This is a genomic window from Stenotrophomonas sp. KH_052 (assembly GCF_057838755.1).
Genome location: NZ_CM174475.1, coordinates 1,843,278 through 1,863,675, shown reverse-complemented (window position 1 = coordinate 1,863,675; position 20,398 = coordinate 1,843,278). Strand labels below are relative to the sequence as shown.

Annotated in this window: 18 protein-coding genes; 8 read left to right on the top strand and 10 right to left on the bottom strand. The window is 67.0% G+C overall.

Going from position 1 to position 20,398, the window contains the following annotated elements; translation table 11 throughout:
- Nucleotides 1–91: 91 nt before the first annotated feature.
- The 5 genes from AC3ITW_RS08660 to AC3ITW_RS08640 all read left to right on the top strand — a co-directional run bounded on the left by AC3ITW_RS08660 (nucleotide 92) and on the right by AC3ITW_RS08640 (nucleotide 4,270).
- Nucleotides 92–610, top strand: a complete 519-nt coding sequence (locus AC3ITW_RS08660) for an RNA polymerase sigma factor (protein ID WP_229298213.1) — start codon at nucleotides 92–94, stop codon at nucleotides 608–610.
- A complete protein-coding gene (locus AC3ITW_RS08655) occupies nucleotides 607–1,602 on the top strand; it encodes a hypothetical protein (RefSeq protein WP_489390235.1) in 996 nt (331 codons plus the stop codon). The genes AC3ITW_RS08660 and AC3ITW_RS08655 overlap by 4 nt, the downstream gene beginning before the upstream one ends.
- 40 nt (nucleotides 1,603–1,642) lie before the next feature.
- A complete protein-coding gene (locus tag AC3ITW_RS08650) occupies nucleotides 1,643–2,239 on the top strand; it encodes an IMPACT family protein (protein WP_100434778.1) in 597 nt (198 codons plus the stop codon).
- Complete coding sequence (locus AC3ITW_RS08645) at nucleotides 2,232–4,004, top strand: ABC transporter transmembrane domain-containing protein (protein WP_100434454.1); 1,773 nt, start codon at nucleotides 2,232–2,234, stop codon at nucleotides 4,002–4,004. The genes AC3ITW_RS08650 and AC3ITW_RS08645 overlap by 8 nt, the downstream gene beginning before the upstream one ends.
- Nucleotides 4,005–4,075: 71 nt before the next feature.
- Complete coding sequence (locus AC3ITW_RS08640) at nucleotides 4,076–4,270, top strand: hypothetical protein (protein WP_004153279.1); 195 nt, start codon at nucleotides 4,076–4,078, stop codon at nucleotides 4,268–4,270.
- 231 nt (nucleotides 4,271–4,501) lie between these two features.
- On the opposite strand, the gene AC3ITW_RS08635 is transcribed toward AC3ITW_RS08640, so the two are convergent.
- The 4 genes from AC3ITW_RS08635 to AC3ITW_RS08620 form a co-directional block, all read right to left on the bottom strand.
- Complete coding sequence (locus tag AC3ITW_RS08635) at nucleotides 4,502–5,626, bottom strand: prephenate dehydrogenase (protein WP_100468246.1); 1,125 nt, start codon at nucleotides 5,624–5,626, stop codon at nucleotides 4,502–4,504.
- On the bottom strand, nucleotides 5,623–6,531 hold the full coding sequence (gene pdxY / locus AC3ITW_RS08630; RefSeq protein WP_004153277.1) for a pyridoxal kinase: 909 nt from the start codon (nucleotides 6,529–6,531) through the stop codon (nucleotides 5,623–5,625). Before pdxY ends, AC3ITW_RS08635 begins: the two co-directional genes overlap by 4 nt.
- Nucleotides 6,532–6,777: 246 nt before the next feature.
- Nucleotides 6,778–7,692 (bottom strand): IS110 family RNA-guided transposase, encoded by a 915-nt coding sequence (locus tag AC3ITW_RS08625; RefSeq protein ID WP_489389826.1) that lies wholly within the window; start codon nucleotides 7,690–7,692, stop codon nucleotides 6,778–6,780.
- A 720-nt stretch (nucleotides 7,693–8,412) separates the two neighbouring features.
- Nucleotides 8,413–9,612, bottom strand: coding sequence for an MFS transporter (locus tag AC3ITW_RS08620; RefSeq protein WP_012510759.1), 1,200 nt, complete (start codon nucleotides 9,610–9,612; stop codon nucleotides 8,413–8,415).
- 72 nt (nucleotides 9,613–9,684) lie between these two features.
- Here AC3ITW_RS08620 and AC3ITW_RS08615 point away from each other — a divergent pair, with 72 nt between their 5' ends.
- Complete coding sequence (locus AC3ITW_RS08615; RefSeq protein ID WP_100434452.1) at nucleotides 9,685–10,482, top strand: AraC family transcriptional regulator; 798 nt, start codon at nucleotides 9,685–9,687, stop codon at nucleotides 10,480–10,482.
- A 92-nt stretch (nucleotides 10,483–10,574) separates the two neighbouring features.
- Here the strand turns inward: AC3ITW_RS08615 and dnaJ are convergent, their stop codons facing one another.
- The 4 genes from dnaJ to hrcA all read right to left on the bottom strand — a co-directional run bounded on the left by dnaJ (nucleotide 10,575) and on the right by hrcA (nucleotide 15,611).
- Entirely contained in the window at nucleotides 10,575–11,705 is a 1,131-nt protein-coding gene (dnaJ, locus tag AC3ITW_RS08610; protein ID WP_004153270.1) for a molecular chaperone DnaJ, read from the bottom strand.
- A 154-nt stretch (nucleotides 11,706–11,859) separates the two neighbouring features.
- Nucleotides 11,860–13,785, bottom strand: coding sequence for a molecular chaperone DnaK (gene dnaK, locus AC3ITW_RS08605; RefSeq protein ID WP_100434451.1), 1,926 nt, complete (start codon nucleotides 13,783–13,785; stop codon nucleotides 11,860–11,862).
- Between the two features lie 182 nt (nucleotides 13,786–13,967).
- On the bottom strand, nucleotides 13,968–14,483 hold the full coding sequence (gene grpE, locus AC3ITW_RS08600) for a nucleotide exchange factor GrpE (RefSeq protein WP_100434450.1): 516 nt from the start codon (nucleotides 14,481–14,483) through the stop codon (nucleotides 13,968–13,970).
- A 63-nt stretch (nucleotides 14,484–14,546) separates the two neighbouring features.
- Entirely contained in the window at nucleotides 14,547–15,611 is a 1,065-nt protein-coding gene (gene hrcA / locus AC3ITW_RS08595) for a heat-inducible transcriptional repressor HrcA (RefSeq protein ID WP_046983365.1), read from the bottom strand.
- Between the two features lie 114 nt (nucleotides 15,612–15,725).
- Here hrcA and recN point away from each other — a divergent pair, with 114 nt between their 5' ends.
- Nucleotides 15,726–17,387, top strand: a complete 1,662-nt coding sequence (recN, locus tag AC3ITW_RS08590; RefSeq protein ID WP_012510755.1) for a DNA repair protein RecN — start codon at nucleotides 15,726–15,728, stop codon at nucleotides 17,385–17,387.
- Nucleotides 17,388–17,507: 120 nt separating this feature from the next.
- Here the strand turns inward: recN and AC3ITW_RS08585 are convergent, their stop codons facing one another.
- Nucleotides 17,508–18,425 (bottom strand): LysR family transcriptional regulator, encoded by a 918-nt coding sequence (locus AC3ITW_RS08585; RefSeq protein WP_489390234.1) that lies wholly within the window; start codon nucleotides 18,423–18,425, stop codon nucleotides 17,508–17,510.
- A 98-nt stretch (nucleotides 18,426–18,523) separates the two neighbouring features.
- On the opposite strand from AC3ITW_RS08585, the gene AC3ITW_RS08580 reads away from it, so the two are divergent.
- Nucleotides 18,524–19,780, top strand: coding sequence for an SGNH/GDSL hydrolase family protein (locus AC3ITW_RS08580; RefSeq protein WP_100468244.1), 1,257 nt, complete (start codon nucleotides 18,524–18,526; stop codon nucleotides 19,778–19,780).
- Between the two features lie 116 nt (nucleotides 19,781–19,896).
- Here the strand turns inward: AC3ITW_RS08580 and fur are convergent, their stop codons facing one another.
- Nucleotides 19,897–20,304, bottom strand: a complete 408-nt coding sequence (fur, locus tag AC3ITW_RS08575) for a ferric iron uptake transcriptional regulator (RefSeq protein WP_005409235.1) — start codon at nucleotides 20,302–20,304, stop codon at nucleotides 19,897–19,899.
- Between the last annotated feature and the right edge of the window lie 94 nt (nucleotides 20,305–20,398).

Below are 20,398 nucleotides of genomic sequence, written 5' to 3'. Positions count from 1 at the left end.
TCCCACCACCGCCACCGGCTATGCGCCACCGCCTGCAGGCCTTACCCTGTACGCCGTGGAAGCCAGCGCACTGCCAACCGATGAAGCCTTGATGCTGGCCTGGGCCGGTGGCGACCTGCGTGCGTTCGAAAGCCTGTATGCGCGCCATCGCAAGCGCCTGTTCGGCTTCCTGCTGCGGCAACTGCGCGACAACGCGCTGGCCGAGGAGATCTTCCAGGATGTGTGGCAGCGGGTGATCAGCGCTCGCGCCGGCTGGCAGCCCGAAGCGGCGTTCAGTACCTGGCTGTTCCGCATCGCCCATAACCGCTTGAACGACCACTGGCGCGCCGCCCGCCATCGCCCCGCTGCACCTGCCGACGCCGACCTGCGCCTGGCCGCGATCGAGGACGGGCAGACCCCGGAAGCCGAGCTTTCCGAATTCGAACAGCGTCGCCGCATCCAGCTGGCGATGGAGCAACTGCCGCCCGAGCAGCGCGAAGTGCTGCAGCTGCGGCTGGATCAGGAACTGAGCCTGGAGGAGATCGGCCAGATCACCGGCGTGGGCCGGGAAACCGTGAAATCGCGGCTGCGCTATGCGATGGACAAGCTGCGTGCGGGATTGAACGCATGAACCGAAACGACCCCCTGACGCCGGAAGAACGCGAGCTGGCCCAGCTGCTCGGCCGTCGCGCCGAGCAGGCACCGCCGGCCGCGCTGGACGCCGCCATCCTGGCCGCGGCACGTGCCGCCGTGGATGCGCCGGCCGACGCCGCCGTTGCCTCGCCCGACGCCCCGCGCGCGCAGCGTACGCGCCCGCGGTGGCCGGCGGTGTTCGGCATTGCGGCCTCGATGGTGTTCGCGATCGGTATTGCCTGGCAGCTGCGCCCGGAACCGCCGCCGGTTCCGGCCGGCGAAGCCCAGATGGTGGCAGCGCCTGCAGCTGCCGATGTCGCCGCCACCGAGCAGACGATTGAAAGCAGCGCCGCAGACAGCGCCACTGCCGCTGCAGAACCGGCTGCTGCGCCGGCAATGCCGGAGGCCGCATCCGTTGTAGCCCCGGCAGCGGCCATCGCACACGAGCGCAAGCCGGCACCAGTAGAATCCACCGATGCACCGGCACCGGCCGCGCGCTCGATGGCGGCAGAACCCGCTGCCGACAGTGCCTTCGCAGCACTGCCGCCGGCCCCGGCTGCGGCGCCACCGGCGCCCCCTGCGCCGCCCGCGCCCGCCGCCTATTCGGCACCCGCGCCACTGATGGCGCCGGTTGTCGCCAGTGGTTCGCTGAAGGCGCGCTCGGCAGCCGCGGCAGAACCCAACAGCGTGCAGGCCGAGCAGGCCCCGGCGTTGGATCGGGTGGAGATCACTTCGACGAAGCGCGAAGCCCCCAGCCGTTCCGCACCGGGGGTCATGCGCCGCGGCAGCGATGCTAGCCTGAGTGCGGACACGGTGCAGGCTGAAGTGGCTGCCGACGCCCTGCTGCCACGGAGGCAGTGGCTGCAGAAGATCCGCGAACGTCGCGACGATGGTCAGCGCGACCTCGCCCGCGCCAGCCTGGAGCGCTACATCCAGCAGTATCCGGAATCGCGCCTGCCGCGCGACCTGCGTCCGCTGCTGGACGACTGAGCGGGACCGGGTCCTGCAGCAACCCCGTAGAATGGTGGGGATGCCCGATACCCTCGCCCAGCCGGTCAACCACACGCTGGAAGTCAAGCACAGCCGCTTCATCGCCCATGCCGCGCCAATCGACGGTGCGGTGGCGGCGATGGCATTCCTGCAGCAGGTGGCGGTGGCCGATGCCACGCACAACTGCTGGGCCTACCGGCACGGCCAGGACTATCGCTCCAGCGACGATGGCGAGCCTGCTGGCACCGCCGGCCGGCCGATCCTGGCTGCCATTGACGGCCAGGGCTTCGATCGGGTGATGGTGGTGGTGACGCGCTGGTTCGGCGGTATCAAGCTGGGCGCCGGCGGCCTGGTGCGTGCCTACGGCGGGGCCGCAGCCGAATGCCTGCGTACCGCACCGCGGCTGCCGCTGGTGGCCATGACCCGGCTGCGGCTGCTGGCCGGCTTCGAGGATCTGGGCATCCTGCACGCTACCCTGCCCGCCTTCGCCGCAGAGAAGCGTGATGAACAGTTCGATGCCGACGGTGTCTGCCTGCGGGTCGAATTGCCTGCCGATCAGGTCGACGCATTGAAAATCCGCCTGCGCGACGCCACCCGTGACCGTATCCGCATACAAGACGACGACCAGGATGACTGACAAGGACGACGCCCCCGCCTCGACCCCGCCGCTGCGCCGCCTCGGCAGCCTGCGCACGCTGTGGCCGTTCGTGCGCCGCCACAGTGGCCTGTTCACCGCCTGGCTGCTGGCTCTGGCGGTGTCCTCGGCGGCAACGCTGAGCCTGCCACCGGCAGTGAAGCAGATGATTGACCACGGCTTCACCAGTGGCGGCCAGATCAACCGCGCCTTCGCCCTGCTGATGCTGGTGGCGGTGGTGCTGGCCCTCGCCACGGCGGCACGCTTCTACTTCGTGTCGCTGCTGGGCGAAAAGGTGGTGGCCGATCTGCGCAGCCGCCTGTACGCGCACCTGATCCAACTCGGTGCCGGCTTCCACGACCGCAGTCGCAGCGGTGAGCTGGTCTCTCGCCTGACCGCCGACAGCGAACTGCTGCGCAGCGTGGTCGGGTCAACCATGTCGGTGGCCCTGCGCAGCAGCGTGACCGTGGTCGGCAGCCTGGCGATGCTGTTCGTCACCAGCCCGCGGCTGGCGGCATGGTCACTGCTGGGCATCCCGTTGGCGGTGCTGCCGATCATCATTGGCGCACGCAAGCTGCGCACCGTCGCGCGCAGCAGCCAGGACCGCATCGCCGATGCCAACAGCCTGGCCAGCGAAACCCTGGGCGCGGTCCGCACGGTACAAGCGCACGCGCGCGAACCGTACGAGCGCGGCCGCTTCGACAAGGCCCTGGGTGACGCCATCGGTGCCGCGCGCCGGCGCATCGGTGCACAGTCTCTGGTCACCGCCAGCGCCATCCTGTTGGTGTTTGGTGCCATCGTCGGCGTGTTGTGGCTGGGCGCGCACGACGTCATCGACGGTCGCCTCAGTGCAGGCACGCTGGGCCAGTTCGTGCTTTACGCGTTGATCGGCGGTGGATCCGTCGGCGCCCTGGCCGAAGTATGGAACGAGCTGCAGCGCGCGGCTGGCGGCATGGGCCGCATCGGCGAGCTGCTGCAGGAAGACATCGAGATCCGCGCACCGGCACAGCCGCACGTGTTGCCGCAGCCACTGCGCGGCGAGATCCAGTTCAACGACGTGGTGTTCCACTACCCGCAGCGGCCGGACCAGGCTGCGCTGGATCATTTCAACCTGCACGTGCGCCCGGGCGAGACCGTGGCGCTGGTGGGGCCGTCCGGCGCCGGCAAGAGTACGGTGCTGTCGATGCTGCTGCGCTTCCACGATCCGGCTGCTGGCCGCATCTGCGTGGACGGCATCGATGTACGCGAGGTCGATCCGGCCGAACTGCGCGACCAGCTGGCGCTGGTGCCACAGCAGCCGACCCTGTTCGCGGCCAGCGCACGCGACAACATCCGTTACGGCCGCCTGCAGGCCAGCGACGCCGAGGTCGAGGATGCTGCGCGCGCAGCCGAGGCCGACGGCTTCCTGCGTGCGTTGCCGCAGGGCTACGACAGCGAACTGGGTGAGCGTGGCGCGCGCCTGTCCGGCGGCCAGCAGCAGCGTGTGGCGATCGCCCGTGCGCTGCTGAAGGACGCACCGATCCTGCTGCTGGATGAAGCCACCAGCGCGCTGGATGCGCAGAGCGAACATGGCGTGCAGCAGGCGCTGGAGCGGTTGATGGCCGGCCGTACCACGCTGGTCATCGCCCACCGCCTGGCCACCGTGCTCAAGGCCGACCGCATCGTGGTGATGGACCAGGGCCGCATCGTCGCCGAGGGCACGCACGCACAATTGCTGGCCGAAGGTGGTCTGTACGCTGAACTGGCAAGGCTGCAGTTCATCGATTGATGACGGCCGGCTAACACCAAGCGGGCCAAGCTGGTCGCGCGTCAGCAACACCTGCTGAAAGGAGGTGCACGATGTCGTTCCGACAGTTCCCCGCCGTCGACAGCAATGGCGACAGCCACATCATCATCGAGTTCAAGCCCGAGGCGAATGGCAGCGGGCACAACTCCGAGTCCACGCCGCGCTACGAGCTGGATGACGGACGCCTGCTGGTCCGCAATGGCCGTGAGTTCACCACCAGCGGCGGTGATGTGCGGCTGACGATCTGAGGTTCGCCGGGCATGGCCCGGCGCTACCGGAATTCGTATCGCCCCGCCCTGGTAGGTGTCGACCTTGGTCGACACGCTCTTTGCCAAGGGTAGTCGAGCATGGCCCGACGCCATAAAAAAGCGTGGCCATTTTTTGACCAACCATCTTGACAGCCTTTCCTGCCAAGGGCTGCACGCGGTTATCCACATGTTTGCTCAGAAACCATCCACACCGCCTGTGGATGAATATGATCAGCCCAGCACCCGCCCAATGCCGCTGGCATCCACCTCGGCCGCCGCCAGCGCGATGGCGGCCGGATCACTTCCCGCCACAAAGCCGATACGGAAATGCACTTCGCCGCCCGGGGTGCGCGAGGAATGGATCGAGGCCAGGCTGATGCGATGCTGCTCGAACACGTTCAGCAGCTCGCGCAACGAACCTGGACGATCTTCCGGAAGGTGAACCGACAACGCGTTGCGCTCGGTCAGGTCGGCCAGCAGGTAGCCCACCCGTTCAAAGGTGTAGTTGCCTGCGGCCAGCGCCTGCTCACCGAAGGCATTGTGGTTGGCCGACAGCGACTGCTCGCGGAACGCAGCACGCGCGGTGTCGTCACCCTGCCCGACCTGTACCTGCAGGGCCTGCAACTGGCCTACCAGGCGCTCCAGCATCGGCGCCACGTACGGGTTGCCGAACTGGATGTCCTCGTAGATCGCCGGGTTCAGCGACAGGATCCGCGAGATGATCGCCGTATCCAGCTCGAATGACGCGGAGCGGTACGGCATCATCGCGGCAAGGTCACCCAACTGCGGCTGGTACTGGCGCAGCACGCCGGCCTGGGCCAGATGGGTGGCATGCACCATCGCCTGCACCAGCGCCATCATCTGGTCGTGGTGCTGCGGCGTGGCGCGCACGCACTCGGCCTGCAGCGCCGCGCACAACGCGTCGACCCACGGCTGCCAGTGCTGCAGCCGTGCTTCGCAGACCACCATCACCCGGCCCTTCAGTGTCGGCGCCTTGGGCGGAGCGGTCATCGGGTGCAGCCCGACCACTTCGGCCTGCGAGGCCAGCATCGCCTGTACCGGCGCCTCCTTTACCGAAGTCACATCCAGCCACAGGCGGTCCCGCTCGCGACCAGCCGATTCCCGCACGTATTCGGCGATCAGCGCCGGCATGTGCCGGATCGGCGCCGAGAACACCAGCACATCGGCCTGCGCCAACAGCTGCTCCGGCGTATGCGAGGTGGCATCGGCCGGGTCGTGGCCGATCACCTGCAACTGCATGTGCTGCTGGAAGAAGCGGGTCAACCAGCGCCCATAGGCGCCGGCGCTACCAATGATGCCGACCGTGCGCGGCGCGCGTTCCTGCAGGCCGCTCATGCCACGCGTTCGGCGCGGAAGCGCGTGCCTTCGGCCAGCGCGGCAGGTGCCGCGGCGATTACGTCGAATTCCTCGAAGCCGTTGTCCAGGGTCGCTTCCAATGCCGCGTGAGTACCGGCGATGGCGCGCGAGATCGCCTGCTGCATCGACTCACCGCGCAGCAGGAACGACACCACCAGCGACATCAGCACGTCGCCGGTGCCGGCCACGTCCACCGGCAGCAGCGGCGAGGTCCAGCGCCAGGTTTCCTCGCGGCCGACGGCCAACGTCACCAGCTCACCCGGGTTGCCGCCGACGCTGTGCGCGATCACCCAGTGCGGACCGCGGTCCAGCAACGTGCGAGCGGCAGCGATGGCATCGGCCTCGGCCAGTGCCGGCATGCCGGTCAGGCGATTCAGTTCGAAGGCGTTCGGCGTCACCAGCCAAGCGTGCGGCAGCAGGCGTTCGGCGAAGATCGCCTCCAGGCCCGGTTCCACGTAGGGCCCGGTATGGGTATCGCCGATCACCGGGTCCAGGCAGTAGCGCAGCTGCGGGCAGGCCGGCAGGATTTCATCCAGCCAATCGGCGAACGCAGCGCCATTGGCGGTGCTGCCGAAGTAGCCGGAGACCAGCATCTTCGCCCGCTGCGGCAGGCCGCGTTCGCGGGTGCCGAGCAGCAGATCGGCGAACCAGTCGGCGGGCAGCACACGGCCGCGGGTGGTGTCGTAGAACGGCGCATTGCTGAGCAGCACGGTCGGGATCTCCGCCACGCGCACGCCCAGTGCACGCATTGGCGGCACGGCGGCGCTGTTGCCGGCGTGGCCGTAGACAAGTTGCGACTGGACCGAGATGACGTCGATCGGCGAGGGCCCGTCCGGCCGCTGGCGGCGGCCGTGGACCAGGTGGTTATCAAGGGATTCGCTCATGCCCGCATTCTACGCCCAAGGGGGTTTTCGGCAGGGCTTGCAGCCCTGCACCTGCTCAATGCAACGGCAACGGCCGAAGCCAAAGCGGCATTCCGTGGGGTGGCGGGGCGGTGTCGGAGTGCGGGGACGCCGCAAGTACGTCCTTGTAGCAACTGTGTTGCTGGAGAGTCTCAGGCCCGTCAGGTAAACGGGCACGGTAGTGCCGGCCGCTGGCCGGCAGCCTTTGGTCTTTCGCCCTGGCTCGCCTCAGGCGGGGACTAGCCCGCTTTCAGCGTCGCGCACACGGGCGTTGAGGATGACCAGCATCTTCCGCATCACTGCCACGATGGCCACCTTGCCTTCCTTGCCGCGGGCTCGTAGCGACTGGTAAAAATCGCGCAGCCGAGGTTCATGCCGCATGGCCGACATTGCCGCCATGTAGAGCACTTGCCGGATTTCGGCTCTTCCACCGTGGATGCTTCGTTTTCCTCTCATCGTGCCGCTGTCGTGGGACATCGGGGCTACCCCGACCAGGCTGGCGATGCGCTTGCCAGTGATCCTGCCAAGCTCTGGCAGATAGCTGGCTAGAACTGCCTGCAGCACAGGCCCTACGCCCTTCATCGACTTCAGCATCTTCAGTTGAGGCTGCTGACCAACCTGCTCGACGATCTGCTTGCCCAGACGCTCAACCAACGTTTGTAGGCGGGTGATGTTGCCTTGCAGTAGTCGGCGCAGTTCACGATCAAGCACCATTTCCTGCTGCTGCCGCGCGATGGTCAGGGCGTCCATCGCCTGCCGACGTGCCCGAACGAACTCCCGCATCTTCTGCTGCCAAGACTGCAGCGGCTGATAGGGAGGCAGCTTCACCAGGGCGGCCATCTGCGCCAACGCGTAGGCATCCAAACGGTCGGTTTTGGCAATCTGACCCAGACCCTGAGCCAGTTTCCGGGCGCGCAAGGCATTGGCACGGACCACCGGATGACCGGCCTTGTGCAGGAAATCCAGCACAGGCTGCTCATAGCCACCTGTGGCTTCAAGCACGATCTGGCTGGTCGGACGCTTCTTCAGCCAAACATCCAGTTCAGAAAACCCGGAGCGGTTGTTGCCGACCTGCAGGGTTTCTCCGTCCGTCGTACCGATATCCAGCTGACGCTTGCTGACATCAATCCCGATCCCGTTCATCACCTGACTCCGTATAGTCTGGAAGGGTCGAGAGCTCCCCCGCTTGCCCAGTCTTATCGCTTCGAGTGGTCGCTCCAGCAACTGTTCGGGCGGATCAAGGGAGATTCCGGCGTGGGCGCCAAGCTACATGGCGATCGTCGCGATCCTGGTTACGGATCGTCGAGATCTAGGCTCGCACGGCGGCCCACGCCGGCTCTCGACGCCTACGCTGCCAGATTCCGATCAGATAAGGCTTGGCAGCGGCATCCATGCCGCTGACACCCCGCAATCCGACACCGCCCCACCTTCGACAGGTTCACGCGGCTGTTGGTAACTGCGGCTGTTGTTCCGCGCGGCTGTTGGTAGGTGTCGACCTTGGTCGACACGGATGAATTCGTTCGATATCTGACAGATGTGTCGACCAAGGTCGACACCTACCAGAGCCGGACGCCGTTCCGACAGATCGCGGCCAACTGTCGAAGGCGGGGTGGGTCCGGTTGAGGGGGCGTGAGCCGCATGGGCCCGAGGCATGCCTCGGGCGGGTTGGGCAGGAGGCCCAACCCCGGTCTTGCCGTGTGCGCAGGACAGCGCACACGAGCAAGCGGCGACCGAGCTTACATGGACGTACTTGCAGCGTCCCCCTCAACCGGACCCACCCCGCCAACCCGCGGAATGCAGGCTTTTGACGTTGACGTTGATTCGGCAGGTGCAGGGCTGCAAGCCCTGCAAACCTACACTCCCTCAGTGAGCAGCAGGCCGCGACGGCGGCAGCCATGCCGCCACGATACCGAGCAGCGGCAGGAACGCCGTCAGCTGGTAGACGTACTCAATGCTGGTCTTGTCCGCCAGCAGGCCGAGCACGGCAGCACCCAGCCCGCCCATGCCGAACGCGAAGCCGAAGAACAACCCCGACACCATGCCGATGCGGTGCGGCATCATCTCCTGCGCATACACCACGATGGCCGAGAACGCCGAGGACAGCACAAAGCCGATCAGCACCGCCAGCACCGTGGTCCACAGCAGGTCGGCATGCGGCAGCATCATCGCGAACGGTGCCACGCCCAGGATCGAGGTCCAGATGATCGGCTTGCGGCCGATGCGGTCGCCCAGCGGGCCACCAAGGAATCCGCCGGCGGCGGAGGCCACCAGGAAGGCGAACAGGTGCAGCTGCGCCTGCGCCACCGGAATGCCGAAGTGGTGGATCAGGTAGAAGGTGAAGTAACTGCCGATGCTGGCCATGTAGAAGTACTTGCTGAAGATCAGCACGAGCAGGATCGCCAGCACCCTGGCCACGGTGCGCGGCGGATGGCGCGGGGCCATCGATGCGGTGCTGGCCGGACGCGGTGTACCCAGGTGCAGCGCGTACCAGCGACCGACATAGGTCAGCAATGCGATGCCGATCAGGGCAGCGCCAGCAAACCACGATGCGGCGTGCTGGCCATACGGCACGATCACCGCGGCGGCAATCAGCGGGCCCAGCGCGGTGCCGAAGTTGCCGCCAACCTGGAACACAGACTGTGCAAAGCCATGTCGGCCACCCGATGCCAGGCGTGCGATACGCGAGGCCTCGGGATGGAAGATCGCCGAACCAATGCCGACCATCGCGGCGGCCAGCAGCACCATCGTGTAGTTCGGCGCGAAGCCGAGCAGCAGCATGCCGCACAGGGTCGAGGCCATGCCGATCGGCAGCGAGTACGGCGCCGGGCGGCGATCGGTGGCGATGCCGATCAGCGGCTGGAAGATCGAGGCGGTGAGCTGGTAGGTCAGCGTGATCAGGCCGATCTGGGTGAAGCTGAGATTGAAGCCGCCCTTGATCACCGGATAGATGGCCAGGATCAGCGACTGCATCATGTCGTTGACGACATGCGAGGTGGAAATGGCGGCCAACACGCCGGGAGCCACCGGGCGTGAGGTCGTTGCGGGGGAAGCCAGGGTCGACATGGACACAGTCAGGTTGGGGGCGAGCCACGCATGCTACGGTTGCACCTCCCTCCCTTCTGCCGCGTTCTGGTCATGGACTATCGCAAAAAGGACATCCCCTGCCCGGTCCGCGAAACCGCTCCCTGGCGGGAGGTGCCGATACAACGGCCGGTGACCTGCCGTGCCCGCCATTACCAGGCCGGCACCCATATCTCGCCGCACAAGCACCGCCGTCACCAGTTGGTCTATGCACAGTCCGGGTTGATGGTGGTGCGCTCGGAGGTCGGCCGCTGGGTAGTGCCTTCCACCCGTGCGATCTGGGTACCTGCAGGCATTGCCCATGCGGTGGACTGCATTGCCGAGGTGCACATGCGCAGCCTGTATGTGGAGCCGGAGTTCGCGCCACACCTGCCTGCCGAAGCCTTCGCGATACAGGTGGCCCCCCTGCTGCGCGAACTGCTGCTGGCTGCCAGCTTGATCGAGGGTCCACACGAGGACGACAGCCGCGATGGCCGTGTGGTGCGCCTGCTGCTGGACGAACTGCGACGGATGGATGCGCTGCCGCTGCACCTGCCGGAACCGTCCGATCCCCGCCTGCTGAAGATCTGCCTGCATATCCAGAAGCATCCTGCGGACGACGCAACCCTGCAGGACTGGGCGCAGGCACTGGCGGTGGACGTGAAAACCATCCAGCGCCATTTCGCCAGCGAACTGGGCATGACCTTCGGCCAGTGGCGGCAGCAGGCGCGGCTGCTGGCAGCGATGGAACGGCTGGCGCTCGGCGACAAGGTCATCGATGTCGCACTGGCGATGGGCTACGACAGCCCGAGTGCATTCACCAGCATGTTCAAGCGCCAGCTCGGGCAGACCCCGGCGGCGTTTTTCCGGTAGCGCCGGGCCATGCCCGACGGCGGCAGTGCGGCACCACAAACGAAAACGCCGGGCATGGCCCGGCGCTACCGCTCAACGTTTCCGTTGAAGACTCAGGACGTCATCCGGTCCCAGAAGCCCTTCACGCCATCGATGAAGGTCGCCGACTTCGGCGAGTGCTTGCGCGCATCTTCACCGTTGAAGGTCGCTTCGAACTGCTCCAGCAGCTTGCGCTGGTCGTTGGTGAGGTTGACCGGGGTCTCCACCACCACGCGGCAGTACAGGTCGCCTTCGCTGCGGCTGCGCACCGAACGTACGCCCTTGCCGCGCAGGCGGAACAGCTTGCCGGTCTGGGTCTCGGCCGGGATGCGGATTTCCGCTTCACCGCCGAGGGTTGCCACGCGCACGGTGTCGCCCAGCGCGGCCTGCGAGATGCGGATCGGCACTTCGCAGTGCAGGTCGTCGCCATCGCGCTGGAAGATCGCGTGCTCGCGTACCCGCACTTCCACGTACAGATCGCCCGGCGGTGTACCGGCCGGACCGGCCTCGCCTTCGCCCGACAAACGGATGCGGTCGCCGGTATCCACGCCCGCCGGCACCTTCACCGACAGCACCTTGTCTTCCTCGACACGGCCGTTGCCATGGCAGGTCTTGCAGGGCTTGGCGATGATCTGGCCGCGGCCGCCGCAGTTGTGGCAGGCCTGCTGCATGGCGAAGATGCCGCGCTGGATGCGCACCTGGCCGCGACCATGGCAGACGTTGCAGGTCTCGACCTTGCCGTCTTCGGAGCCGCTACCATCGCAGTCACCGCATTCGGCCAGGGTTGGAATCTCGATGCGGCGCTCGACGCCACGCACCGCTTCTTCCAGGTCCAGCTCCATCACGTAACCGATATCGGCACCACGACGGGCCTGGCGCGGGCCACCGCCGCCTGCACCACCAAAGATGTTGCCGAAGATGTCGCCGAAAATATCGTTCATGTCCGGGCCGCCCGGACCGCCGCCACCGCCCATGCCGTGCTCGAACGCGGCGTGGCCGTGGCTGTCGTACATGCGGCGCTTGTTGCCGTCGGACAGCACTTCGTAGGCTTCCTTGCACTCCTTGAAGGAGGCTTCGGCCGCCGCATCACCCGGGTTGCGGTCCGGGTGGAACTTCATCGCGCAACGGCGGTAGGCCTTCTTCAGCTCTTCGTCGTTGGCAGTGCGGGCAACGCCCAGCACTTCGTAGTAATCGCGCTTGCTCATATCGTGGATCGCATTCCGGAAAGTCGGGATTCGTCAAAGCGGAAGAGCGGAACCAGGTCCGCTCTTGCGTCGGGCGCCCCGACACGCCAGAGGGCGGCCAGGACCCTGATACGACAACGGGACGCTGGCAGGCAGCGTCCCGCGTCGGTCCGGATCAGGACTTCTTGTCGTCCTTGACTTCGGTGAACTCGGCATCCACCACGTCATCCTGCGCCTTGCCCGCATTGCCGGCGTCGGCGCCCGGGGCGGCACCGCCCTGCTCGGCCGAAGCGGCGGCGAACAGCGACTGGCCAGCTTCCTCCAGCACCTTCGACTTGGCTTCGATCTGTGCCTTGTCGTCACCCTTCATCGCGGTTTCCAGGTCGGCCAGGGCCGCTTCCACCTTGCCGATGACATCGCCGCCAACCTTGCTGCCGTGCTCGGTGATGGCGCTGCGGGTGCCGTGGATCAGGGCGTCGGCCTGGTTGCGGGCCTGCACCAGTTCCTGGAACTTCTTGTCTTCTTCGCGGTTGGCTTCCGCGTCGGCGACCATGCGCGCGATCTCTTCCTCGGACAGGCCCGAACCGGCCTTGATCTCGACCTTCTGTTCCTTGTTGGTCTTCTTGTCCTTGGCCGACACGTGCAGGATGCCGTTGGCGTCGATGTCGAAGGACACTTCCACCTGCGGCAGGCCGCGCGGGGCCGGCTCGATGCCGGACAGGTCGAACTTGGCCAGCGACTTGTTGAAGCGGGCCTGCTCGCGCTCACCCTGCAGCACGTGCACGGTCACGGCCGACTGGTTGTCCTCGGCGGTGGAGAACACCTGCGAGGCCTTGGTCGGGATGGTGGTGTTCTTCTCGATGATCTTGGTGAACACACCACCCATGGTTTCGATACCCAGCGACAGCGGGGTCACGTCCAGCAGCAGCACGTCCTTGACGTCGCCGCCCAGCACGCCGCCCTGGATCGCAGCACCCAGTGCCACGGCTTCGTCCGGGTTGACGTCCTTGCGCGGTTCCTTGCCGAAGAACTCGGTCACCGCCTGCTGCACCTTCGGCATGCGGGTCTGGCCGCCGACCAGGATCACTTCGCTGATGTCGCTCGAACGCAGGCCGGCATCGTTCAGGGCGACGCGGCACGGCTCGATCGACTTCTTGATCAGTTCTTCCACCAGCGACTCCAGCTTGGCGCGGGTCAGCTTGATGTTCAGGTGCTTCGGGCCCGACGCGTCAGCGGTGACGTACGGCAGGTTCACTTCGGTCTGCTGGGCGCTGGACAGCTCGATCTTGGCGCGCTCGGCAGCATCCTTCAGGCGCTGCAGGGCCAGCGGATCCTTGCGCAGGTCGATGCCCTGGTCCTTGTTGAACTCTTCAACCAGGTACTCGATGACGCGGTTGTCGAAATCTTCGCCGCCCAGGAAAGTGTCACCGTTGGTGGCCAGCACTTCGAACTGCTTTTCACCATCGACGTTGGCGATCTCGATCACCGAAACGTCGAAGGTGCCGCCGCCCAGGTCGTACACCACGATCTTGCGATCCTTGTTGTCGCCCTTGTCCAGGCCATAGGCCAGCGCGGCCGCGGTCGGCTCGTTGATGATGCGCTTGACGTCCAGGCCGGCGATGCGACCCGCGTCCTTGGTTGCCTGGCGCTGGCTGTCGTTGAAGTAGGCCGGCACGGTGATGACCGCTTCGGTGACCTTCTCACCGAGGAAGTCCTCGGCGGTCTTCTTCATCTTCTCCAGCACCTTGGCCGAGATTTCCTGCGGCGCCATCTTCTTGGCATCGCTGGTGGCCACCCAGGCATCGCCATTGTCATGGGCCAGGATGCTGTACGGGACGTGCGCGATGTCCTTCTGCACTTCGGCGTCGGTGAACTTGCGGCCGATCAGGCGCTTCACCGCGTAGAAGGTGTTCTTGGGGTTGGTGACGGCCTGGCGCTTGGCCGAGGCGCCCACCAGGACTTCGCCGTCCTTGGTGTAGGCGACGATCGACGGGGTGGTGCGATCGCCTTCCGAATTTTCGATGACGCGGGCCTTGCCGCCGTCCATGATCGCCACGCACGAGTTGGTGGTGCCGAGGTCGATACCAATGATCTTGCCCATGGGGGAGACTCCTTGAAGGATGTTGTTTTTGTCAGTCCGGCCGTTCGGCCGGTGGATGAATGGGATGTGGGGGAGGCTCGTGGAACATTCAAGCCATCCCCCGAACGCTGTGTTTCCGGTTGTCCGGCGCGTTCAGCGTCGGGTCGGGCGCGGTTCGTGCCCGCCTCCCGGCGCCGCGGGGGTCAGTCAGCCGCCACCACCACCAGCGCCGGCCGCAGCAGGCGCTCGTTGAGCAGGTAGCCCTTCTGGAACACGGTCACCACGCTGCCCGGGGCGGCACCCGGAGTCGGCACCTGGCTGATGGCCTGGTGATGCTCCGGATTGAACGGCTGGCCGGTCGGGTCCAGCAGGACCAGGCCGTTGTCGCCGGCGACCTTCAGCAGCTGCCGGTAGGTCAGCTCCAGGCCTTCACGCAGCGGATGGGCATCATCGCCGGCGGCCTTCAGGCCGGCATCCAGGCTGTCGAACACCGGCAGCAGCTCGCCCAGCAGCTTCTCGTTGGCGAACTTGCGGGCCTGCTCGATGTCGCGGGCAACGCGCTTGCGCTGGTTCTCGAGGTCGGCGCGTTCGCGCAATACATCGGCCTTGACCTGCTCAAGCTCGGCGCGCAGGCGCTCCACTTCGTCGTTCGCGCCGGCGGCGGCGGCCGCATCGGCGGCACTCTGCTGGGATTCGATATCTGGATGTTCGTGGTTCATGTCTGGGTCCCTGGCGGTCAATCTCCGCCTCCACCCACCCTAGTGTGGGCGGGATGCTGCGTTTCAAGCGTCGGATGTTCCGGGAGTACGCCCGGCCGGTGAAAAGGCCGCGCCGAGCACATCGGCGGTGGCCTGGACCAGCGGGATCATGCGGTCGTAGGCCATCCGCTTGGGCCCGATCACGCCCAGCACGCCCAGCACCTGGCCATTGGCGGTGTATGGGGCGGTGACCAGCGAGACGCCCTGCAGCGGCATCATCCCTGTCTCCTCACCGATGAAGATGCGCACGCCCGGGGCCTGGATGGTGCGCTCCAGCAGCTGCAGGATCTCGCGTTTGCTGGAAAACAGCTCGAACAGCTCACGCAGTCGCTCCAGGTCGGACAGGTCCTGTACTCCCATCAGCCGGGTCTGGCCGGCCACCAGCATGTCGTCGGCCGGCGGCTGCAGGGCCTGCTCGGCCAGCTCGATGCTGTGCGCCAGCAGCTGCTCCAGCTCCGAGCGGGCGTCGCGCAGCTCCAGCAGCAGGCGGGTACGGATCTCGGCCATTGGCAGGCCGGCGAAATGGGCATTGAGGTAGTTGGCGACCTGCTCCAGCTGGCCTGGCGCGAAGTCCTGACGGGTCTCGATGACCCGGTTCTGCACCTCGTTGTCGGCGAACACCAGGATCGCCAGCACCCGGCGTCCGTCCAGCGCCACGAAATCGATCTGGCGGAAGGCGAACTGCTCGCGTCGTGGCGCGCTGACCACGCCGACGAAATGGCTCATCGCCGACAGCAGTTCCGAGGCGCTGCCGAGCAGGGCCTGGGTGCTGCCGCCGCCCGCCAGCTCCTGACGCAGGCGGGCCAGCTCGCCCTCACCCGGTGGCTGCATCTGCAGCAGGCTGTCGACGAACACCCGGTAGCCATGCGCGGTCGGGACACGCCCGGCCGAGGTATGCGGCGACGCCAGCAGCCCCAGGTCTTCGAGGTCGCCAAGGATGTTGCGGATGGTGGCCGGGCTGACCTCCAGGCCGGCCACGCGCGCCAGCGTCTGCGAGCCGACCGGCTCGCCGTCCTGGATGTAACGCGCGATCAGCGTGCGCAGCAGATGGCGCGCACGCGGGGCAAGCTGGTCGGGAGAACCGTGCATGGAATCAACCTGTGAGACACGGACACTAGATAATGGCGGCGCATCACCTTGGCAAGTCATTGGACCTCCCTCGCCCACGTGCTAGCGTTGCGCGGCTGCTGATACCCCTTACCCATGCTCAGACATCTTTCGATCAAGGATTTTGCCGTCGTCCGCGCCACCGAACTGGAGTTCGGGCCCGGCATGACGGTCGTTTCAGGCGAGACCGGCGCCGGCAAGTCGCTGATGGTCGACGCCCTGGGCTTCCTGTCCGGCCTGCGCGCCGACAGTGGCGTGGTCCGCCACGGTGCCGCGCGCGCCGAGCTTTCCGCCGAATTCGCGCTGGACCAGCTGCAGGCCGCGCGCCAATGGCTGGCCGACAACGAGCTGGACGATGAGGAACAGTGCCAGCTGCGGCGGGTGATCCGCGCCGATGGCGGTTCACGTTCGTGGATCAACGGCCGCCCGGTGACGCTGGCACAGCTGGCAGACCTGGCCGGATTGCTGGTCGAAATCCATGGCCAGCATGAGCAGCAGGCCCTGCTGACGCGTCCGTCGCAGCTGGCCCTGCTCGACGCCTATGCCGGCAACGAGGACGAGCGCCGCCAGGTGCGCCGTGCCGCTGCCGCCTGGCAGACGCTGGTCGACGAATCACTTGCCCTGTCGCAACAGGGCGACGTCAGTGACCGTATCGGCTTCCTTGAACACCAGCTGCGCGAGCTCGACCGCGAGGACCTTGAGCCGGAGTCGATCGCCGCACTCGGCGCCAGCCACCGCCGCCAGGCCCATGCCAGCGCGTTGCTGAGTGCCTGCCAGGCCGCCAGCAACCAGCTCAACGGCGACGACGGCAGTTCCGCGCTGGACCTGCTGCAACAGGTCCGCCACGAGCTGTCGCGGCTGATCGAGCACGACCCGCGCCTGGGCGAGGTGGACGGCCTGATCGAGAACGCCTCGATCCAGCTGCACGAAGCCCTGTCGCTGCTGGACCGGGTGCACGACGACCTCGACGCCGACCCCGAACAGTTCGAGGAGAACGAGCGCCGCCTCGGCCGACTGCACGACCTGGCCCGCAAGCACCGCGTGCCGATGGACGAGCTCGGCGCGCAGCGCGAGCGCATGCATGCCGAAGTGGAACAGCTGCGCGGCGCCGACGAGCGCCTGCAGCGCCTGGCCGGCGAGATCGACAAGGCCGTCGCCGCCTGGCGCGTACAGGCCGACGTGCTGTCCGCCAGCCGCCGCAGCGCTGCTGCCGAACTGTCGGCCACCACCACCGGCATCATTGCCGAGCTGGGCATGGGCGGCGGCCAGTTCCTGATCGAGCTGGAGCCGCAGGACGCCGGCAAGCCCGATCCGCAGGGTGCCGAACGCGTGGAATTCCTGGTCGCGGCCAACGCCGGCCAACCGCCGCGCGCGCTGCGCAAGGTGGCCTCCGGCGGTGAACTGTCGCGCATCTCGCTGGCCATCGAAGTGGCCGCGCTGGACCTGGATGCGGTGCCGACCATGGTGTTCGACGAAGTCGACTCGGGCATCGGCGGTGCGGTGGCCGACATCGTCGGGCAGAAGCTGCGCGCGCTGGGCGAGAAGCGCCAGGTGCTGTGCGTGACCCACCTGCCGCAGGTCGCCTCGAAGGGCCATGCGCACTACCGGGTCAGCAAGGCGCCGGTGGAAGGCATGACCCAGAGCGCAGTGGAGAAGCTGGACAGCAAGGCACGCGAAGAAGAACTGGCGCGCATGCTGGGCGGCGTGGAAGTGAGCAAGGAAGCGCGCGCCGCCGCGCGCAAGCTGCTGCAGGTCTGAGGCCCGCTTTTGTAGCGTCGGGCCATGCTCGACTTCCGCACGGTAGTGCCGGCCGCTGGCCGGCAACCCAATACAACACAGGTGAACGAAGATCGTGAGGTTGCCGGCCAGCGGCCGGCACTACCCCCGTGGCCGCGCCAGATCCACCGTTTCCACCAGGAAATCGAGGAACGCGCGTACGCGTAGCGGCAGGTAACCGCCCTGCCCCAGGAACACTGCGTGCACCTCTTCGAGGTCACCGGGATTGGCCTCTTCCAGCACCGGCAACAGGCGTCCGGCAGCGATGTCCTCCTGCACCTGATAGGTCGCCAGCCGCGCCAGGCCCAGGCCCCCCAGCACCAGCTGACGCAGTGCGTTGCCGTTGCTGGCGCGTGCATTGCCGCTGGGCAGCAACATCCGCTCACGACCATCCTGCAGCAGCGGCCAGCCCTGCATCGCACGCGCATGACCGATGTCCAGACGGTTGTGCGACTGCAGCTCCTCGGGGGTGCGCGGCAGGCCGTGCCGCTGCGCATAGGCCGGTGCGGCCACGATCATCATCCGCGTTGCGCCCAGCCGTCGTGCCACCAGGCTGGAACTCTTCAGCGGGCCGGCGCGCACCGCCACGTCGGTTCTCTGCTCGAGCAGATCGATCACCTCGTCGTTCAAGGTCAGATCGACGCCCACCTGCGGGTTGCGCTCGAGGAACGCCGGCAGCAGCGGCAACAGGAAATGCTGGCCGAACGGCACGTTGGAATTGACCCGCAGCCGTCCGCGCGGCTCGGCATGCGCGCTGGCGCAACGCTCGGCCTCCTCCAGGTCGGCCAGCACGCGCAGGCCACGCTCGTAGAACGCGCAGCCCTCCGGGGTCAGCTGCAGCTGGCGGGTGGAACGCTGCAGCAGGCGCGTGCCCAGCCGTTGCTCCAGCCGTGCCACCAGCTTGCTGACTGCCGACGGCGTCATATCCAGCGTACGCGCGGCGGCGGAAAAGCCACCGGTCTCGATCACCCGCACGAACACTTCCAGTTCGCCGGATCGGTTGATGTCGGGTCGTGCCATGACTATGAATGCAGTTCACAGATGATTGTCCATGCGCAGTCTAGTTCACAGGCTACTGCGGATTCACCATGGCCGCCCCCCCCATTCTGGACCGCCCGATGAACCGCTTCAGCCAGCTCACCGCCGCCGCGTTGATCGCCCTGTCCGGCGCTGCCAGCGCCGCCCCGCCCCCACTGTGGGTCGCCAGCTGGCAGGCCAGCCCGCAACGGGTGTGGGACGCGGGTTTCCTGTTTCCCACCCTGATTCCGGCCGTGCTGCATGACCAGACCTTCCGCCAGACCGCGCGTATCAGCCTGGGCGGCCCTCGGCTGCGGGTTCGGCTGAGCAATGCCTATGGCACCCAGCCGTTGCGAATCGGAGCGGCGAGCGTGGCGGCACAGGCAGGCGCAACGCCGCAGCCACTCCGTTTCGACGGTCAGCCCAGCGTGCTGATCGATCCCGGCCAGGAACGGCTGAGCGATCCACTACCACTGGCCACGGATGACCGCCAGGCGCTGCAGGTCAGCGTCTTCGTGCCGGGGCCGACGCCGCTGCAGACGTTCCATTGGGAAGGCCGCCAGACCAGTTGGATTGCGCCCGGCGACCAGAGCCAAGCCCAGGCACTGAGCGGGGCCAGCAGCACCACTGCCCGCCTGTTCCTGACAGGCATCGAGGTCGAGGCGGCGGCCAGCGCGCGCAGCGTGGTGGTGATCGGCGATTCAATCACCGACGGCGCTACCGCCAGCCTCGACCAGGACCAGCGCTGGACCGACCATCTGGCGGCGCGCCTGGCACCGCAAGGCGTGGCCGTGGTCAACGCCGGCATCTCCGGTGGCCGGTTGCTGCGCGACGGGATGGGGGACGCCGCCCTCAGTCGCTTCCAGCGTGACGCGCTGGACCAAGCCGGCGTGGCCAGCGTGATCGTGCTGATCGGCATCAACGACATCAGCTGGCCCGGCACCGCGTTCGCCCGTAACCAGGCCCGGCCAACGCTGCCCGAGCTGCAGGCCGGCTATCGCGCCTTGGCCGAGCAGGCCCATGACCGGGGCCTGCGCATCCTGGGTTCGACCCTGGCGCCGTTCGCTGGCGCCCTGCCCGGCACGCCGCTGGACGACTACTACCTGCCGGAAAAAGAAGCGCTGCGCCAGCAACTCAATGCCTGGCTGCGTACCGGGAGCCCGTTCGACGCGGTGATCGATCTGGATGCCGCCCTGCGCGAGCCGGCGGATCCGTCACGGATGGCTGCCGCCTATGACTCCGGCGACCACCTGCATCCGGGCGATGCAGGCAACAAGGCGATGGCCGAGGCGGTGGATCTGGACGCCTTGCTGGGCAGCCCGGGGTCAGAGCCCTTTCCTGGTGGAAAAGGGATCTGACCCCACGGGGCCGGCCGGGGTCGGATCTCCTTCCCGCAGGGAAAGGGCGCTGACCCCATCAACGAAAAACCCCGGGCAAGCCCGGGGTCTTGTCGCATCCAGCTAGCCGGAACGGCTTACTTGCGCTTCTTGCGCACGTACAGCACCAGCGAGTGCTCTTCCAGCTCGTAGCCGTGGTCGGCTGCGATCTTGCGCTGCAGCTCCTCGATCTCGTGGCTTTCGAACTCGATGATCTTGCCGCTGTCCACGTCGACCATGTGGTCATGGTGGCCACCACGGTCCAGCTCGTAGACGGCCTGGCCGCCTTCGAAATTGTGCTTGAGCACGAGGCCGGCAGCCTCGAACTGGGTCAGCACCCGGTACACCGTGGCAAGGCCGATCTCGTCGCCGTGCTCGAGGAGCTGGCGGTAGATATCTTCGGCGGTCATGTGGTGCTGGGCGTTGCGCTGCTCGAGCAGCGCCAGGATCCGCATCCGCGGATGGGTCACCTTCAGGCCGACTTTACGCAGGTCGTGGGTTTCCATAGGTCTCCGTTCATTGGCGATTTAGCGCCAGCTGCCTCGGATTGGGTCGCGGTGGCACGCCGGGAGTGTATCATCGGTTTGATTTCCCCAACCG

Excerpts from the sequence above, each read along its gene's own strand:
- AC3ITW_RS08660 (WP_229298213.1), top strand. The coding sequence starts at position 92 with ATGCTGGCCTGGGCCGGTGGCGACCTGCGTGCGTTCGAAAGCCTGTAT.
- AC3ITW_RS08655 (WP_489390235.1), top strand. The coding sequence starts at position 607 with ATGAACCGAAACGACCCCCTGACGCCGGAAGAACGCGAGCTGGCCCAG.
- AC3ITW_RS08650 (WP_100434778.1), top strand. The coding sequence starts at position 1,643 with ATGCCCGATACCCTCGCCCAGCCGGTCAACCACACGCTGGAAGTCAAG.
- AC3ITW_RS08645 (WP_100434454.1), top strand. The coding sequence starts at position 2,232 with ATGACTGACAAGGACGACGCCCCCGCCTCGACCCCGCCGCTGCGCCGC.
- AC3ITW_RS08640 (WP_004153279.1), top strand. The coding sequence starts at position 4,076 with ATGTCGTTCCGACAGTTCCCCGCCGTCGACAGCAATGGCGACAGCCAC.
- AC3ITW_RS08635 (WP_100468246.1), bottom strand. The coding sequence starts at position 5,626 with ATGAGCGGCCTGCAGGAACGCGCGCCGCGCACGGTCGGCATCATTGGT.
- pdxY (WP_004153277.1), bottom strand. The coding sequence starts at position 6,531 with ATGAGCGAATCCCTTGATAACCACCTGGTCCACGGCCGCCGCCAGCGG.
- AC3ITW_RS08625 (WP_489389826.1), bottom strand. The coding sequence starts at position 7,692 with ATGAACGGGATCGGGATTGATGTCAGCAAGCGTCAGCTGGATATCGGT.
- AC3ITW_RS08620 (WP_012510759.1), bottom strand. The coding sequence starts at position 9,612 with ATGTCGACCCTGGCTTCCCCCGCAACGACCTCACGCCCGGTGGCTCCC.
- AC3ITW_RS08615 (WP_100434452.1), top strand. The coding sequence starts at position 9,685 with ATGGACTATCGCAAAAAGGACATCCCCTGCCCGGTCCGCGAAACCGCT.
- dnaJ (WP_004153270.1), bottom strand. The coding sequence starts at position 11,705 with ATGAGCAAGCGCGATTACTACGAAGTGCTGGGCGTTGCCCGCACTGCC.
- dnaK (WP_100434451.1), bottom strand. The coding sequence starts at position 13,785 with ATGGGCAAGATCATTGGTATCGACCTCGGCACCACCAACTCGTGCGTG.
- grpE (WP_100434450.1), bottom strand. The coding sequence starts at position 14,483 with ATGAACCACGAACATCCAGATATCGAATCCCAGCAGAGTGCCGCCGAT.
- hrcA (WP_046983365.1), bottom strand. The coding sequence starts at position 15,611 with ATGCACGGTTCTCCCGACCAGCTTGCCCCGCGTGCGCGCCATCTGCTG.
- recN (WP_012510755.1), top strand. The coding sequence starts at position 15,726 with ATGCTCAGACATCTTTCGATCAAGGATTTTGCCGTCGTCCGCGCCACC.
- AC3ITW_RS08585 (WP_489390234.1), bottom strand. The coding sequence starts at position 18,425 with ATGGCACGACCCGACATCAACCGATCCGGCGAACTGGAAGTGTTCGTG.
- AC3ITW_RS08580 (WP_100468244.1), top strand. The coding sequence starts at position 18,524 with ATGAACCGCTTCAGCCAGCTCACCGCCGCCGCGTTGATCGCCCTGTCC.
- fur (WP_005409235.1), bottom strand. The coding sequence starts at position 20,304 with ATGGAAACCCACGACCTGCGTAAAGTCGGCCTGAAGGTGACCCATCCG.